At 52.1% G+C, this 15,223-nt stretch carries 13 protein-coding genes; 8 read left to right on the top strand and 5 right to left on the bottom strand.

Annotation, left to right across the window (positions count from 1 at the left end):
- Positions 1 to 85: 85 nt before the first annotated feature.
- A complete protein-coding gene (asnC, locus tag OGX90_RS18235) occupies positions 86 to 544 on the bottom strand; it encodes a transcriptional regulator AsnC (protein ID WP_003023780.1) in 459 nt (152 codons plus the stop codon).
- Positions 545 to 695: 151 nt separating this feature from the next.
- On the opposite strand from asnC, the gene asnA reads away from it, so the two are divergent.
- The gene (gene asnA, locus OGX90_RS18240; protein WP_003827009.1) at positions 696 to 1,688 is read left to right on the top strand and encodes an aspartate--ammonia ligase; all 993 of its coding nucleotides are present in this window, start codon (positions 696 to 698) and stop codon (positions 1,686 to 1,688) included.
- A 3-nt stretch (positions 1,689 to 1,691) separates the two neighbouring features.
- Here asnA and viaA read toward each other — a convergent pair whose 3' ends face one another.
- Both viaA and ravA read right to left on the bottom strand, forming a co-directional pair.
- Complete coding sequence (gene viaA / locus OGX90_RS18245; RefSeq protein WP_286624437.1) at positions 1,692 to 3,143, bottom strand: ATPase RavA stimulator ViaA; 1,452 nt, start codon at positions 3,141 to 3,143, stop codon at positions 1,692 to 1,694.
- Positions 3,137 to 4,633: an ATPase RavA gene (gene ravA / locus OGX90_RS18250; RefSeq protein ID WP_020996042.1), complete on the bottom strand. Its 1,497-nt coding sequence runs from the start codon at positions 4,631 to 4,633 to the stop codon at positions 3,137 to 3,139. Before ravA ends, viaA begins: the two co-directional genes overlap by 7 nt.
- Positions 4,634 to 4,962: 329 nt before the next feature.
- Here ravA and kup point away from each other — a divergent pair, with 329 nt between their 5' ends.
- The 7 genes from kup (at position 4,963) to rbsR (ending at position 12,909) form a co-directional block, all read left to right on the top strand.
- A complete protein-coding gene (gene kup, locus OGX90_RS18255) occupies positions 4,963 to 6,831 on the top strand; it encodes a low affinity potassium transporter Kup (RefSeq protein WP_003827003.1) in 1,869 nt (622 codons plus the stop codon).
- A gap of 192 nt (positions 6,832 to 7,023) precedes the next feature.
- Positions 7,024 to 7,443 (top strand): D-ribose pyranase, encoded by a 420-nt coding sequence (rbsD, locus tag OGX90_RS18260; protein ID WP_003827001.1) that lies wholly within the window; start codon positions 7,024 to 7,026, stop codon positions 7,441 to 7,443.
- Positions 7,444 to 7,450: 7 nt separating this feature from the next.
- Positions 7,451 to 8,956, top strand: a complete 1,506-nt coding sequence (gene rbsA, locus OGX90_RS18265) for a ribose ABC transporter ATP-binding protein RbsA (protein ID WP_003023764.1) — start codon at positions 7,451 to 7,453, stop codon at positions 8,954 to 8,956.
- Positions 8,957 to 8,961: 5 nt separating this feature from the next.
- Entirely contained in the window at positions 8,962 to 9,927 is a 966-nt protein-coding gene (gene rbsC / locus OGX90_RS18270; RefSeq protein ID WP_045449027.1) for a ribose ABC transporter permease, read from the top strand.
- A 24-nt stretch (positions 9,928 to 9,951) separates the two neighbouring features.
- A complete protein-coding gene (gene rbsB / locus OGX90_RS18275) occupies positions 9,952 to 10,842 on the top strand; it encodes a ribose ABC transporter substrate-binding protein RbsB (protein ID WP_003023760.1) in 891 nt (296 codons plus the stop codon).
- 141 nt (positions 10,843 to 10,983) lie between these two features.
- Entirely contained in the window at positions 10,984 to 11,913 is a 930-nt protein-coding gene (gene rbsK, locus OGX90_RS18280; RefSeq protein ID WP_003826997.1) for a ribokinase, read from the top strand.
- Positions 11,914 to 11,916: 3 nt separating this feature from the next.
- Positions 11,917 to 12,909: a ribose operon transcriptional repressor RbsR gene (gene rbsR / locus OGX90_RS18285; protein ID WP_218658818.1), complete on the top strand. Its 993-nt coding sequence runs from the start codon at positions 11,917 to 11,919 to the stop codon at positions 12,907 to 12,909.
- On the opposite strand, the gene mdtD is transcribed toward rbsR, so the two are convergent.
- A complete protein-coding gene (mdtD, locus tag OGX90_RS18290; RefSeq protein ID WP_008786557.1) occupies positions 12,875 to 14,302 on the bottom strand; it encodes a multidrug transporter subunit MdtD in 1,428 nt (475 codons plus the stop codon). The genes rbsR and mdtD overlap by 35 nt on opposite strands.
- Position 14,303: 1 nt before the next feature.
- On the bottom strand, positions 14,304 to 15,008 hold the full coding sequence (locus OGX90_RS18295) for a FadR/GntR family transcriptional regulator (protein WP_191226611.1): 705 nt from the start codon (positions 15,006 to 15,008) through the stop codon (positions 14,304 to 14,306).
- Positions 15,009 to 15,223: the final 215 nt, after the last annotated feature.

The raw sequence follows: 15,223 nt of genomic DNA on the forward strand, positions 1-15,223 counted from the left end.
CGCCCACCTTTATAAAGAGGGCGTATTGTACGCTGTGAGCGAGCTGGGATCTACCTGTGGAAAACCAGGGTATTAAAAAAAGCGATCACGGCTTGATGGTACGCATGATCGGGTTTTGCAGGACGATCAGCGTTTCCGTGGACTGAATTTCGTCAATTGTTTGGATCTTGTTGATAAGTACCTGCTGCAATGCGTCGATCGACTTGCACATCACCTTAATAAAGATGCTGTAGTGCCCGGTGGTGTAATACGCTTCGGTCACTTCATCGAGGCTTTCCAGTCTGGCCAGCGCTGACGGATAGTCTTTCGCACTTTTCAGGATGATGCCGATAAAGCAGCCGACGTCATAACCCAATTGTTTGGGACTAACATCAATCCGCGCGCCGGTAATAATCCCCGCCTGCTTCATCTTTTCTACGCGAACGTGAATTGTTCCTGGGCTGACGCCGAACTGTTTGGCTAATTCTGCGTAGGCGGTACGAGCATTTTCCATTAAGGCGTCAAGAATGCCGCGGTCCAGATTGTCGATCTGATAATTTTCCATAGGTTTTTCTTATGTAGATTAATGATTCACTCTATTTTAGACGTAATTTTTAACGAATCAAAATCGAAGTCGGCTTTTTGTTTGTTGATTATTGAATATTACCTCCATTCTGTTGCTTAATCATAGGCAACAGGACACAGGAGTACACATAATGAAAACCGCTTACATTGCCAAACAACGTCAAATTAGCTTCGTAAAATCTCATTTTTCTCGCCAGCTGGAAGAGCGTTTAGGCCTGATCGAAGTTCAGGCGCCGATCCTCAGCCGCGTTGGAGATGGCACGCAGGATAACTTGTCGGGCTGCGAAAAAGCGGTGCAGGTGAAGGTTAAAGCATTGCCAGACGCTCAATTCGAAGTGGTTCATTCACTGGCGAAGTGGAAGCGTCAAACGTTAGGACAACACGACTTTAGCGCAGGCGAGGGGCTGTACACGCACATGAAAGCCCTGCGTCCCGATGAAGATCGCCTCTCCCCGCTGCACTCAGTGTACGTTGACCAGTGGGACTGGGAGCGCGTGATGGGCGACGGTGAGCGTCAATTCTCCACTCTGAAAAGCACGGTAGAGGCTATCTGGGCGGGAATTAAGGCCACCGAAGCTGCGGTTAGCAAAGAGTTTGGTCTGGCACCGTTCCTGCCAGAGCAGATCCACTTTGTTCATAGCCAGGAGCTTTTATCTCGTTATCCGGATCTTGATGCAAAAGGTCGTGAACGTGCGATCGCTAAAGAGCTGGGTGCGGTATTCCTGGTGGGGATCGGCGGTAAGCTCAGTGACGGTCACCGTCATGACGTACGTGCGCCCGATTATGATGACTGGAGTTCAGCGTCCGAGCTGGGTCATGCCGGTCTGAACGGTGATATTCTGGTCTGGAACCCGGTTCTGGAAGATGCGTTTGAGCTGTCTTCTATGGGGATCCGTGTGGATGCTGACGCCCTGAAACACCAGCTGTCTCTGACCGGTGATGAAGATCGCCTGAGTCTGGAGTGGCACCAGGCGCTGCTGCGCGGTGAAATGCCGCAGACAATTGGTGGCGGCATTGGGCAGTCGCGTCTGACCATGCTGTTGCTGCAATTACCGCACATTGGTCAGGTTCAGTGTGGCGTATGGCCGGCCCAGGTACGTGAAAGCGTCGCTTCTCTGCTGTAACAATTAACGCCGCCAGCGTCTGAGCAGACGGCTTCGCATCCCGGTATCAAAGCGCCAGATATGATCGAAAATGCGCATGATGCCGGGTTTGCCATGTGCTGACATCGCCACCGCGTGAAAACGGTGCTGGTGCACCCGCTGTAATTCACCCACTTTATTGACGACCTCATCGGGCAATCGCTGAGCGATAAAATCTGAGATCACCACCGCATCGGCATCAAACCATTCCCGACCCTGCATGCGCTCAATTATGGCGCGAAAACAGCTGGCAATATCAGTGCCACCACGAAAGCGCTGACTTAAAAAGCGGATCGCCTGTTCGATGCCCTCCGGACCGGAAAGCTCATAGCGCACCACTTCTGTTGAAAACAGCATAATGAAACAGCGCCGGTTATCGGCAAGGGCAACGCGCATTAGCGCAAGACAAAAGGCTTTCGCACACTGCTCATTAAATCCACCCATCGATCCCGAGGTATCAACGCAGACGATAAAAGGCCCGCGCGGCTGCTCGTCAAAATCCTGATGCACCGCCGGACGTTCCGTTACTTTCTCACGCCATGCTTCGCCGTGCAGGCGGTAGGTGAGCAGTTGTTTTTCCACCAGCCGTCGGTAGAACTCGTATTCCAGTTCGGTAATGCCCAGCGTGGCCAGCTCTGGCGGTAGCAGGCGCAGGATATCGTCACTTTGCTGGATGCCATCCACCTGCTCTGGGACGGTTGCAGGTTCGCGCACCAGGGTACGGAAGGTTTCCATTGGCGCATCTTTACGCGGCACGGATTTCGCCTCTCTGGAACGACCTAACTGCTCGGCCAGGCGCTGGAGTTCGGGTTGTTGCGTCAGAAAGTCGCCGTATTTCACCATCAACTGATAATCACCGCGCTTGATTTGGCCCGCGCTCATATCCCACAACCGGCCTGCTGCGTTGTCATTTTCTGCCAGTACAGGTTCCAGTTGCCCGCTGAGGGTCATCCGTTCTTGTACTTCACTGAGCAAATGCTCGCGCTCTTCTTCCAGCAGTTGCTGATTCAGCGTTGTGGTTTGCACCACCAGGCTCAGGCGCCAGCGCTGGAGAAAAAGTGTATGTAGGGCGGGCGTAAAGGTGCTGTTGTCATTGACCAGTTGCTGCGCTTGTCCGGCCCAAGGCGAATGGAGGCGGTGCAATAGGGATAATATTTGCGGTAGCTGAACGATAAACTGCGCATGAGAGAGGAGCTGGCTTTGTTGATAGCACATAACCTCCTCCATCAGCTCCGGCGGTACATGGGTATCTTTGAGGCGGCTACGCAATGATTCACGCCAGCGGGGAATGTCGTCAGTGATCGCTTTTTTAAGGCGAGGAAATTTTTTAAAAAATACCACCATCTTTGGGGAAGCCAGCAGGGCGACGATCATCTCTTCGATCATCGCCTCTTCGCTGACTGCCAGCATGATGTTGAGCGTATCAAGGGTCAGCATTGTTGCGCCTGGCGGATTTGCGCCCCGACATCCTGCAGGCTGGCCTCAATGCGGCCTAACCAGTCGCTATGAATAAACAGGCATTTTTGCTGTTCGCTGAATGCGCTGTGCTGCTGATGCCACTCATTATCGAGCGCTTCAAGCTCCTGTTTTATCTCTGCGGGCATACTCTCTTGCGAAGCACCCGGCAGCGCCAGGCGAGAGCCTTGTAAACTGACATCGCGTACAACCAGATGCTGTGCGCTATCGACTTCCATATTCAGCGTTTGGGCAAAGCCGATCCCGTTTAGTTTTCCGCGGATCTCACCGCCTTTTGTTAGCCACAGTTCCAGCGCGCCACGTTCGAAAGCTATATGGATAACCTCCATATCATGCAGTTTTAAAGGCTTTTGCAGCAGTAATGTCACGACAGAAGACGAGGCTTCTGGCGGTAAATCATAATGAGGACGACGGCTGAACATTCCGCCCTGGCGGATCACCGTGAACGCCGTTTTATCGCTTTGCTGCTGCTGGAGCTGAATGCGGCGCTGCACAATGCTGCCCAGGCGCGTCAGCATGGCTTGCTGTTGCCAGGCGTGTCCGGTCATCAATATTTCAAGCTGCTGTTGCATCAGATTCAGGCTTTGTGCGTCGTACCACAGGCAATCTTTCAGCAGGATCAGGTCGATAGGTACTACCGCATCGCGTCCGCTAAAGAAAGCGCTGGCCTGGAGTAAGCGGATCGCTTTTTTCCAGCGACGATCGGACACATAAGGAGCATTCGGTAACACGTCCAACTGTTGGCGCAGCGTGAAAATGAGCTCAAACACGCGATCGGGAAGCTTGATCGCACCAATGTCTTTTTGCCACTGGTGATACTCTTCATCCGTCACCTGCAATGATGCCGGGACCGGATTGTCGCTTTCATCCTGCTGACTTAACAGCATGGAGCGGAAATTGGCCTTGTCCTGAACTTTATCCAGCCACAGACGAATCAGCATACGGTCGTACAGCGCTTCCAGGCTGCTGTCGGCTTCAGGCAGTTCGTTGGAAGCCGCCACCAGCAGACGCATTGGAATTTTTTCTTCATACGCGCCGTTACGGAAGTGACGTTCGTTAATGGCGGTCAACAGGGTGTTAAGGATTGCCGGGCCTGCTTTCCAGATTTCATCGAGAAAAACGATTTCAGCTTCAGGAAGATAGCCCGCCGTTAAGCGTTCATAGCGACCTTCATCTTTTAATGCCTGAATGGACAGCGGACCAAACACCTCTTCGGGCGTAGAGAAGCGCGTCATCAGGTATTCAAAGGCGCGTGCGTTTTGGAAGGCAAACTTCAGTCGGCGGGCAATTAAGCTTTTTGCGATCCCCGGGGGGCCTAATAAGAAAACGCTCTCGCCGCTGAGTGCTGCCAGCAGACACAGACGAATGGCGTGGCTACGTTCATAAAGTCCCTTTTCCAGCGCATTGCTCAGACGGGAAATTCTTTCCGCTAATAAATGTGGGTGAGCCATAATGAAGTGGCGTCCTTTCGCCAAATGTACTGCATAAACTGCGAGTATAGATGCTTCACACCATTGCAGTAATAGACTGAAGGTGCGCTTATTTTTCTTTGAGCCAGATTAATCTGGTCTCATTTAGGGGTACGATTTTGTGATTAATCGTGCATACTGTGCGCCTTTTTGTGGGCCAAGGGACGACGCACACATTTCTTATATATACACCAAATCAATCAAGCTGCACCAAGGCGGCAATGGAGTTTTCTTCTGGGATGGGGGGAATAACGAATGCAGCCCACACGGAGTGGCTTGAGAGATGATGTGTATAAACGAAAGACGAGTCTATGAGCACTGATAATAAACAATCATTGTCTGCGATTACCCTTGCGGCCATTGGGGTTGTCTACGGTGATATTGGTACCAGCCCACTTTATACGCTTCGTGAATGTTTGTCCGGCCAGTTTGGTTTTGGCGTTGAACGTGATGCCGTATTTGGTTTTCTCTCGCTGATTTTCTGGCTGCTGATCTTTGTTGTCTCCATTAAATACCTGACGTTTGTCATGCGCGCAGATAACGCCGGAGAAGGCGGGATCCTGACGCTGATGTCATTGGCCGGGCGCAATACCTCGGCGCGAACAACCTCCATGCTGGTCATTATGGGATTGATAGGCGGCAGCTTCTTCTATGGTGAAGTGGTGATTACGCCAGCCATTTCGGTGATGTCTGCAATTGAAGGTCTGGAGATAGTTGCCCCGCAACTGGATACCTGGATTGTTCCGCTCTCAATAATTGTGCTGACCCTGCTGTTTTTGATTCAAAAACACGGTACCGGCATGGTCGGTAAGCTGTTTGCGCCGATTATGCTGCTATGGTTCCTGACGCTCGCGGTATTAGGTGTGCGCAGTATTATTGGCAATCCGGAAGTGCTGCAGGCGCTCAATCCGTATTGGGCGGTGCATTTCTTCCTCGAATTCAAAACGCTGTCCTTTATCGCGCTGGGTGCGGTGGTGCTGTCGATTACCGGTGTTGAAGCGCTGTATGCGGATATGGGCCACTTCGGTAAATTGCCGATTCGTCTGGCATGGTTCTCCGTGGTATTGCCTTCACTGGTGCTGAACTATTTTGGGCAGGGCGCGTTGCTGTTAAAGCATCCTGAAGCGATCAAAAACCCGTTTTTCCTGCTGGCGCCGGACTGGGCATTAATTCCATTGTTGATCCTCGCCGCGCTGGCAACGGTCATCGCCTCTCAGGCGGTTATCTCCGGCGTCTTCTCGCTGACGCGTCAGGCCGTACGTCTGGGGTATTTATCGCCGATGCGTATCATCCATACCTCGGAAATGGAATCGGGCCAGATTTACATTCCTTTCGTTAACTGGATGCTCTATTTTGCGGTAGTTATCGTGATTGTGAGCTTTGAACACTCCAGTAATCTGGCCGCGGCGTACGGGATTGCGGTAACGGGGACAATGGTACTGACATCTATTCTGTCTACCACCGTGGCGCGCAAAAACTGGCACTGGAATAAATACTTCGTCTTCCTGATCCTGGTGGCGTTCTTGTGCGTCGATGTTCCGCTGTTCTCCGCAAACCTCGATAAGCTTATTTCCGGCGGTTGGCTGCCTCTGACGCTGGGTCTGGTGATGTTCACCATCATGACCACCTGGAAAAGCGAACGCTTCCGTCTGCTGCGTCGCATGCATGAGCACGGTAACTCTCTGGAGGCGATGATTGCTTCTCTGGAGAAATCGCCACCGGTACGCGTGCCGGGAACGGCGGTGTATATGTCCCGCGCACTGAACGTCATCCCGTTTGCACTTCTGCATAACCTCAAGCATAACAAGGTGCTGCATGAGCGCGTTATTCTGCTGACGTTGCGTACAGAAGATGCGCCATACGTGCACAACGTGCGTAGGGTGCAGATTGAGCAGTTATCGCCCACCTTCTGGCGCGTGGTGGCCAGCTACGGCTGGCGCGAAACGCCGAACGTGGAGGAAGTGTTCCATCGCTGCGGCCTGGAAGGCTTAAGCTGTCGGATGATGGAAACGTCCTTCTTCATGTCGCATGAGTCGTTGATTGTAGGCAAGCGGCCATGGTACCTGCGTCTGCGCGGCAAGCTGTATCTGCTGCTACAGCGCAACGCGCTGCGCGCGCCGGACCAGTTTGAAATCCCACCGAACCGGGTTATTGAGCTTGGTACTCAGGTAGAGATTTAATCTCATCGACGCCCTCTTTCATCGCGAAAGGGGGCGTTTTGTTTTGCCCCTCTCAGTTTTCATTTCATCAAATGATAATCCTTGCGAAACGTTTCGATGGCGATCACATTTTCGTAACGTCGCGGTGGTTTTCTGTCCACTCTTCGCACTACACTTATCTCCAGCGAAACGTTTCGCTAGTGGGGAAAGAAAATGAAGAAAGGCACGGTACTCAACTCTGAAATTTCAACGGTGATCTCCCGTCTGGGGCATACCGATACGCTGGTGGTGTGTGATGCAGGTTTACCCATCCCGAACAGCACAACGCGTATTGATATGGCATTAACCCAGGGCGTACCTTCTTTTATGCAGGTACTGGATGTGGTCACACGTGAAATGCAGGTCGAGGCGGCCATTCTCGCGTCGGAAATTAAACAACATAATCCGCAACTCCACGAAACGTTGCTCAGCCACATTGAGCAACTGCAACAACACCAGGGAAACACCATAGAAATTCGTTACACCACGCATGAACAATTCAAAAAACAAACCGCAGACAGTCAGGCGGTAATTCGCAGCGGAGAATGTTCTCCGTATGCGAATATCATTCTCTGTGCTGGCGTCACGTTCTGAGGCCATCATGAACGCATTACTGCAACTCAAAGGGATCGATAAAGCGTTCCCGGGCGTAAAAGCGCTATCCGGCGCCGCGCTGAATGTCTACCCTGGCCGCGTGATGGCGCTGGTGGGCGAAAACGGCGCGGGCAAATCCACCATGATGAAAGTACTGACCGGGATCTATACCCGTGATGCCGGTTCTTTATTGTGGCTGGGGAAAGAGACCACCTTTAACGGCCCGAAATCCTCCCAGGAAGCCGGAATCGGTATCATCCACCAGGAGCTGAACCTGATCCCGCAACTCACTATCGCCGAGAACATTTTTCTTGGCCGTGAGTTTGTGAATCGCTTTGGCAAAATTGACTGGAAGAAGATGTACGCCGAAGCCGATCTGCTGCTCGCCAAACTGAATCTGCGCTTTAAAAGCGACAGACTGGTTGGTGAGCTGTCGATTGGCGATCAGCAGATGGTCGAAATTGCCAAAGTGCTTAGCTTTGAATCGAAGGTCATCATTATGGATGAACCGACGGATGCCCTCACCGATACCGAAACCGAATCCCTGTTCCGCGTCATCCGCGAACTGAAATCCCAGGGACGCGGCATTGTCTATATTTCTCACCGTATGAAAGAGATCTTCGAGATTTGCGACGACGTAACCGTCTTCCGTGACGGGCAGTTTATTGCCGAACGTGAAGTTGCCTCGCTGACTGAAGACTCGCTGATTGAAATGATGGTGGGACGTAAGCTGGAAGATCAGTACCCGCGCCTGGAAAAAGCGCCGGGTGATATTCGCCTGAAGGTCGATAACCTGTGCGGTCCTGGCGTAAACGATGTTTCGTTCACGCTGCGTAAAGGCGAGATCCTTGGCGTATCGGGGCTGATGGGGGCCGGACGTACCGAACTGATGAAAGTGTTGTACGGCGCATTGCCGCGTACCAGCGGTTACGTCACGCTTGATGGCCATGAAGTGGTTACCCGTTCGCCGCAGGATGGGTTGGCTAACGGCATCGTCTATATTTCTGAAGACCGTAAACGCGATGGCTTAGTGCTGGGTATGTCGGTGAAAGAGAACATGTCACTGACCGCGCTGCGTTATTTCAGCCGCGCCGGTGGAAGCCTGAAACATAAAGATGAGCAGCAGGCGGTGGGTGATTTTATTCGTCTGTTCAATGTTAAAACACCATCAATGGAACAGGCTATCGGCCTGCTTTCCGGTGGTAACCAGCAGAAAGTGGCGATTGCGCGCGGTCTGATGACCCGGCCAAAGGTGCTGATCCTTGATGAACCAACGCGCGGCGTTGACGTTGGGGCTAAGAAAGAAATCTATCAGCTTATCAACCAGTTTAAGGCTGACGGACTGAGTATCATTCTGGTCTCCTCTGAGATGCCAGAAGTATTGGGCATGAGCGATCGAATTATCGTTATGCATGAAGGGCATCTCGGCGGTGAGTTCACTCGCGAGCAGGCCACTCAGGAAGTATTAATGGCTGCCGCTGTGGGCAAGCTTAATCGCGTGAATCAGGAGTAAAAAAGATGACTACCCAGGCTGTTTCTGGTCGCCGTTATTTCACTAAAGCATGGCTTCTGGAGCAAAAGTCGCTCATCGCTCTGTTAGTGCTGATCGCGATTGTTTCCACCATGAGCCCTAACTTTTTTACCGTTAATAACCTGTTCAACATTCTCCAGCAAACGTCGGTGAACGCCATCATGGCCGTTGGCATGACGCTGGTCATCCTGACGTCGGGTATCGATCTGTCCGTCGGTTCCTTGCTGGCGCTTACCGGCGCGGTTGCAGCTTCGATTGTAGGGATTGAGGTCAATGCGCTGGTGGCTGTTGCTGCAGCCCTGGCGCTCGGCGCTGCCATTGGCGCAGTCACCGGGGTGATTGTTGCGAAAGGCCGGGTGCAGGCGTTTATTGCAACGCTAGTGATGATGCTGCTGCTGCGCGGCGTGACCATGGTGTACACCAACGGCAGTCCGGTTAATACCGGGTTTACTGACAATGCCGATGTGTTTGGCTGGTTTGGTATTGGTCGTCCGTTAGGCATCCCTACGCCAGTGTGGATCATGGGGATTGTCTTCCTCGCGGCGTGGTACATGCTGCACCACACTCGTCTGGGCCGTTATATCTACGCGCTGGGCGGTAACGAAGCGGCAACGCGTTTGTCTGGTATCAGCGTCAGTAAAATCAAAATTATCGTTTACTCACTGTGCGGTCTGCTGGCATCGCTGGCGGGCATCATTGAGGTCGCACGACTCTCCTCCGCACAACCGACGGCAGGTACTGGCTATGAGCTGGATGCTATCGCAGCGGTGGTGTTAGGCGGTACCAGCCTGGCGGGTGGTAAAGGACGTATTGTTGGGACGCTGATCGGCGCATTGATTCTTGGTTTCCTCAATAATGGTTTGAATTTGTTAGGTGTATCCTCCTATTACCAGATGATCGTCAAAGCGGTGGTGATTTTGCTGGCGGTACTGGTAGACAACAAAAAGCAGTAACAACGATTACAGGACATCTTAAATATGAACATGAAAAAACTGGCTACCCTGGTTTCTGCTGTTGCGCTGAGCGCCACCGTGAGCGCGAATGCGATGGCGAAAGATACCATTGCGCTGGTGGTCTCCACCCTCAACAACCCGTTCTTTGTTTCTCTGAAGGATGGGGCGCAAAAAGAGGCGGATAAGCTGGGTTACAACCTGGTGATTCTGGACTCGCAGAACAACCCGGCGAAAGAGCTGGCTAACGTTCAGGACTTAACGGTTCGTGGAACTAAAATTCTGCTGATCAACCCGACTGACTCTGATGCCGTTGGTAATGCTGTGAAGATGGCTAACCAGGCAAAAATTCCGGTTATTACCCTTGACCGTGTTGCCTCCAAAGGCGAAGTGGTAAGCCACATCGCGTCTGATAACGTGTTGGGTGGCAAAATTGCGGGTGATTACATCGCGAAGAAAGCAGGTGAAGGCGCGAAAGTTATCGAACTGCAAGGGATTGCCGGAACTTCAGCGGCGCGTGAGCGTGGCGAAGGTTTCCAGCAGGCCGTTGCGGCACACAAATTTAACGTACTGGCCAGCCAGCCGGCAGACTTCGACCGCACCAAAGGTCTGAACGTCATGCAGAACCTGCTGACCGCGCATCCTGATGTGCAGGCCGTATTTGCCCAGAACGATGAAATGGCGCTGGGTGCGCTGCGCGCACTGCAAACCGCGGGTAAATCTGATGTGATGGTGGTTGGATTTGACGGCACTCCAGATGGCGAAAAAGCAGTAAATGATGGCAAACTGGCTGCGACCATTGCTCAGTTGCCGGATCAGATCGGCGCGAAAGGCGTTGAGACTGCGGATAAAGTCCTGAAAGGCGAGAAGGTTCAGGCTAAATATCCGGTTGACCTGAAGCTGGTCATCAAGCAGTAATACCGATTCAGGTCGCTCGCGGCCTGATGGAGACATAAATACGCCATCCCCGTATCTGATTTTGGGGATGAAAGCGTAAAAAGAAAAGCAGGGCACGCGCCACCCTAACCCGGTGGCGCACTTTGACTTGGAACACCAAATATGAAAACCGCAGGCAACCTCGTTGTTCTTGGCAGTATCAATGCCGATCACATCCTTAACCTTAACTCTTTCCCGACACCTGGTGAAACCGTAACAGGTAGCCATTATCAGGTCGCATTTGGCGGTAAAGGCGCGAATCAGGCTGTTGCTGCGGGTCGTAGTGGCGCGAATATCGCATTCATTGCCTGTACGGGCGATGATGATATTGGCGAAAGTGTGCGTAAACAGTTAGCCAAAGATAACATCGATATTGCGCCGATTAGCGTAATTTCGGGGGAATCGACCGGTGTGGCGTTGATTTTTGTGAATGGTGAAGGTGAGAACGTTATCGGCATTCATGCCGGAGCGAACGCAGCTCTTTCGCCAGCGTTGGTGGAAGCACAGCATGAGCGTATTGCTCAGGCGTCCGCCTTACTTATGCAGTTAGAATCACCGATCGAAAGCGTACTGACTGCAGCAAAGATTGCACATCAAAATAAGACCATGGTCGCCCTGAACCCGGCACCGGCTCGTGAACTTTCTGATGAACTGCTGGCGCTGGTGGATATTATTACCCCGAATGAAACCGAGGCTGAAAAGCTGACGGGGATCCGGGTCGAAAATGATGAAGACGCGGCCAAAGCGGCGCAGGCATTGCACGCTAAAGGTATCCATACTGTACTGATTACTTTAGGTAGTCGCGGTGTGTGGGCCAGCGTTAATGGTGAAGGTCAGCGTGTGCCCGGTTTTAAAGTGGAAGCCGTTGATACTATTGCCGCTGGAGACACCTTTAATGGCGCGTTAATTACAGCGTTGCTGGAAGAGACTCCGCTGCCTGAAGCGATCCGCTTTGCGCATGCCGCTGCGGCGATTGCGGTTACCCGTAAAGGCGCACAGCCTTCCGTTCCGTGGCGCGAAGAAATAGAAGCGTTTTTAAGTCAACAGAGGTAACGCTTGGCTACAATGAAGGACGTCGCCCGCCTGGCGGGTGTTTCCACGTCGACGGTTTCTCACGTCATTAATAAAGATCGCTTTGTCAGTGAGTCCGTCACTGACAAAGTAGAAGCTGCAATTAAAGCGCTTAACTACGCGCCCTCCGCGCTGGCGCGTAGCCTCAAGCTAAACCAGACCCGCACGATTGGCATGTTAATCACTGCCAGTACCAATCCCTTCTATTCTGAACTAGTGCGCGGCGTTGAACGTAGCTGTTTTGAGCGCGGCTACAGCCTGGTGCTGTGCAATACCGAAGGCGATGAACAGCGCATGAACCGTAACCTGGAAACTCTGATGCAAAAACGTGTGGACGGCTTGTTGCTGCTCTGCACCGAAACACATCAGCCTTCCAGAGAGATAATGCAGCGTTATCCTTCTATACCGACCGTGATGATGGACTGGTCGCCTTTTGATGGTGAAAGCGATCTGATTCAGGATAACTCCTTGCTGGGCGGGGATTTAGCCACGCAACATCTTATCGAAAAAGGTTTTACGCGCATTGCCTGCATCACCGGGCCGCTGGATAAAACCCCGGCGCGTTTGCGTCTGGAAGGATATCGGGCAGCAATGAAGCGGGCGGGGTTGTCTGTCCCGGAAGGCTACGAGATTACCGGTGACTTTGAGTTCGGCGGCGGCTTTGAAGCTATGAAAACGTTGCTGTCGCATAAACAGCGACCGCAGGCTGTTTTTACCGGCAATGATGCAATGGCAGTTGGCGCGTATCAGGCTCTGTACCAGTCAGGATTGCGCATTCCGCAGGATATGGCTGTGGTGGGTTACGATGATATCGAGCTGGCGCGCTATATGACGCCGCCCCTGACGACCATCCACCAACCAAAAGATGAATTGGGCGAACTGGCCATCGATGTATTAATTCACCGGATGGCGCAGCCCGCATTACAGCAACAGCGTTTGCAGCTTACTCCTGTTCTGATGGAGCGGGGGTCGGTTTAGGTTTGTGCCGATCTTTGATCAGGTTACGTCCATCTTTGGCTTTTAGCAGCATGAACATCAGCGCGGATATTACCGTGATAGCGCCCATCGTCATAAAGGTATAGTGGAACTGTTCGACCGTATTGGTTCCTTCCATACCTTCATAGATACGCAGAACGGCGGCGCTGATGGCAACCCCTAAACTGATTGATAACTGCTGAGTAACGGCCAATACGCTGTTGCCGCTGCTGGCGTTTTCATCGGTCAGATCCGCCAGAGTGATGGTATTCATTGAAGTAAACTGGGTGGACATCGCCATACCTAAAATGAACAACGGCAGGATTAGCATCCAGATCGGCATGGCAGGAGATTGCAAAGCGAACTGCGCAATCATCAGGCCGATAAATACCGTAACACCCACCAATGTGGTCCTGTAGCCGAGTTTGCGCAGAACCTGCGTCACCATGGATTTTGCCAGAATTGAACCCAACGCTGTTGGCGCCATCATGCAGCCGGCTATCAGAGCCGGATATCCAAATCCTACCTGCAACATCAGCGGCATTAAGAAGGGCACGCAGCCTGTGCCCAGGCGAGTGGCGAGGTTTCCGGCGATCCCAACAGAAAAGGTCCGAGTCTTAAATATCGGAAGCGATATCAGCGGCGTTGGGTGGCGACGCGCATGGCGAATATAGGCGAGTAGTAACAACACACTGGCAAGAATAATACCGAGTGCGACCCAGGTCTCGACAAGCTTCTCACCGAACAATTCAACGCCGCTGGAAAACAACACCAGGCTCAAACCAAACAGAAAGAAACCGGTCATATCAAAACCGCGGCGTGGCGTGGTGAAGTTCGGCATATATTTGCGGGCATAGAAGATACCGGCAATGCCAATTGGAATATTAATCAGGAAGATCCAGTGCCAACTGGCCCATGTAACCAGTACACCGCCCAATACCGGACCTAAAATCGGCCCCACAAGTCCTGGCATGGTGACGAAGTTAAGCACGGGAAGCAGTTCGCTGCGGGGGTAAGCACGCAATAACGCCAGACGGGCAACGGGCATCATCATGGCGCCACCGATTCCCTGAATGACACGGAAAATCACCAGCTCGCTTAAGGAACTGGACAGCGCGCAGGCCAGCGATCCCAACGTAAACAGGCTAACGGCAATCATAAAGACGCGTCGGGTACCAAATCGGTCTGCCAGCCAACCACTTACCGGGATCAGCATCGCGACAGTCAGGGTATAGCTGATAATGGCCGACTGCATGGCGAGTGGAGAGCGGTTAAGACTATGTGCTATTGCGGGTAGGGCGGTATTGAGGATCGTGGCGTCTAGTGCCTGCATAAAAAAGGCCATGGCTGCTATCCACGGTAGCCCGGCCATACTGCGTGATTTCTTTTCTGACATATTATTTATCCGGTAGCACGTTCGGTGCTATCAGCAATGCCTGACAGGCAGCAAAGGCGCGATCGCCATCGTTATCATCTATTGCATCGACAATGGCCTGGTGCAAATCCAGTTTCACCACATCGTTATAGGTAATAGAGGTAAAGTAGGTCTGGTAAACCGAATGGAACAGAGATGCAAAGGATATAAGGAACGGATTCGCACTCATTTCATAGATGTGCTCATGCCAGGCGATATCAACCTCAATCCAGCGTTCGCGTCTGAAGTTTCTTTTCAGATCGACCATCTCTTCCATCAGCGTGTTGAGGTGCGCTTTCTGTTCAGCCGTACCTATAGTCGCCGCCAGTAAGCACGCCTGAGGCTCCAGGCTGATACGCATCACCAGAAAATGTTTAATGACCTGCGGGAAATTATCTTCCGTCATCCACCAGGTGAGTAGCTCCTGGTCAAGGAAGTTCCAGTTTGCTTGCGGCATGACGCGTGTGCCAATACGTGGGCGCGGTAATACCATACCTTTTGCCGTTAATGTTTTTACCGCCTCTCTTACCGCGGTGCGACTCACGCCAAACTGATCGCCCAGCTCTATTTCGCCAGGCAATATCGCACCCGGCGCGTATTCACCTTTTAATATTCGCTGAGCCAGCTTTTCGGCCAGAACGTAGGACAAGTTTTTCTGTGCGGCTAGCTGTTGGGCATTTAACGGCATGAATGTTCTTCCTTACTCTTTTTCTTATTCATTAGTATGCCACCTGGAAGTGTGATTGCGGCTGCAAAAACGGCAATTTGCTTATTTTATGGCATGTTAATGGTTGTTTTGGTGAAAAAACACGCACTCGGAAAGTTATTTTAAATTTCCCCTTGTCAGCCTGAAATAACTCCCTATAATGCGCCTCCACTGACACGGAACAACGGATTACAAGC

The organism is Citrobacter sp. Cpo012 (genome assembly GCF_030333015.1).
In the GTDB taxonomy this organism is placed as follows: Bacteria; Pseudomonadota; Gammaproteobacteria; order Enterobacterales; family Enterobacteriaceae; genus Citrobacter; species Citrobacter portucalensis.

Coding starts and splice junctions, on each gene's coding strand:
- asnC (WP_003023780.1), bottom strand. CDS start 544: ATGGAAAATTATCAGATCGACAATCTGGACCGCGGCATTCTTGACGCC.
- asnA (WP_003827009.1), top strand. CDS start 696: ATGAAAACCGCTTACATTGCCAAACAACGTCAAATTAGCTTCGTAAAA.
- viaA (WP_286624437.1), bottom strand. CDS start 3,143: ATGCTGACCCTTGATACGCTCAACATCATGCTGGCAGTCAGCGAAGAG.
- ravA (WP_020996042.1), bottom strand. CDS start 4,633: ATGGCTCACCCACATTTATTAGCGGAAAGAATTTCCCGTCTGAGCAAT.
- kup (WP_003827003.1), top strand. CDS start 4,963: ATGAGCACTGATAATAAACAATCATTGTCTGCGATTACCCTTGCGGCC.
- rbsD (WP_003827001.1), top strand. CDS start 7,024: ATGAAGAAAGGCACGGTACTCAACTCTGAAATTTCAACGGTGATCTCC.
- rbsA (WP_003023764.1), top strand. CDS start 7,451: ATGAACGCATTACTGCAACTCAAAGGGATCGATAAAGCGTTCCCGGGC.
- rbsC (WP_045449027.1), top strand. CDS start 8,962: ATGACTACCCAGGCTGTTTCTGGTCGCCGTTATTTCACTAAAGCATGG.
- rbsB (WP_003023760.1), top strand. CDS start 9,952: ATGAACATGAAAAAACTGGCTACCCTGGTTTCTGCTGTTGCGCTGAGC.
- rbsK (WP_003826997.1), top strand. CDS start 10,984: ATGAAAACCGCAGGCAACCTCGTTGTTCTTGGCAGTATCAATGCCGAT.
- mdtD (WP_008786557.1), bottom strand. CDS start 14,302: ATGTCAGAAAAGAAATCACGCAGTATGGCCGGGCTACCGTGGATAGCA.
- OGX90_RS18295 (WP_191226611.1), bottom strand. CDS start 15,008: ATGCCGTTAAATGCCCAACAGCTAGCCGCACAGAAAAACTTGTCCTAC.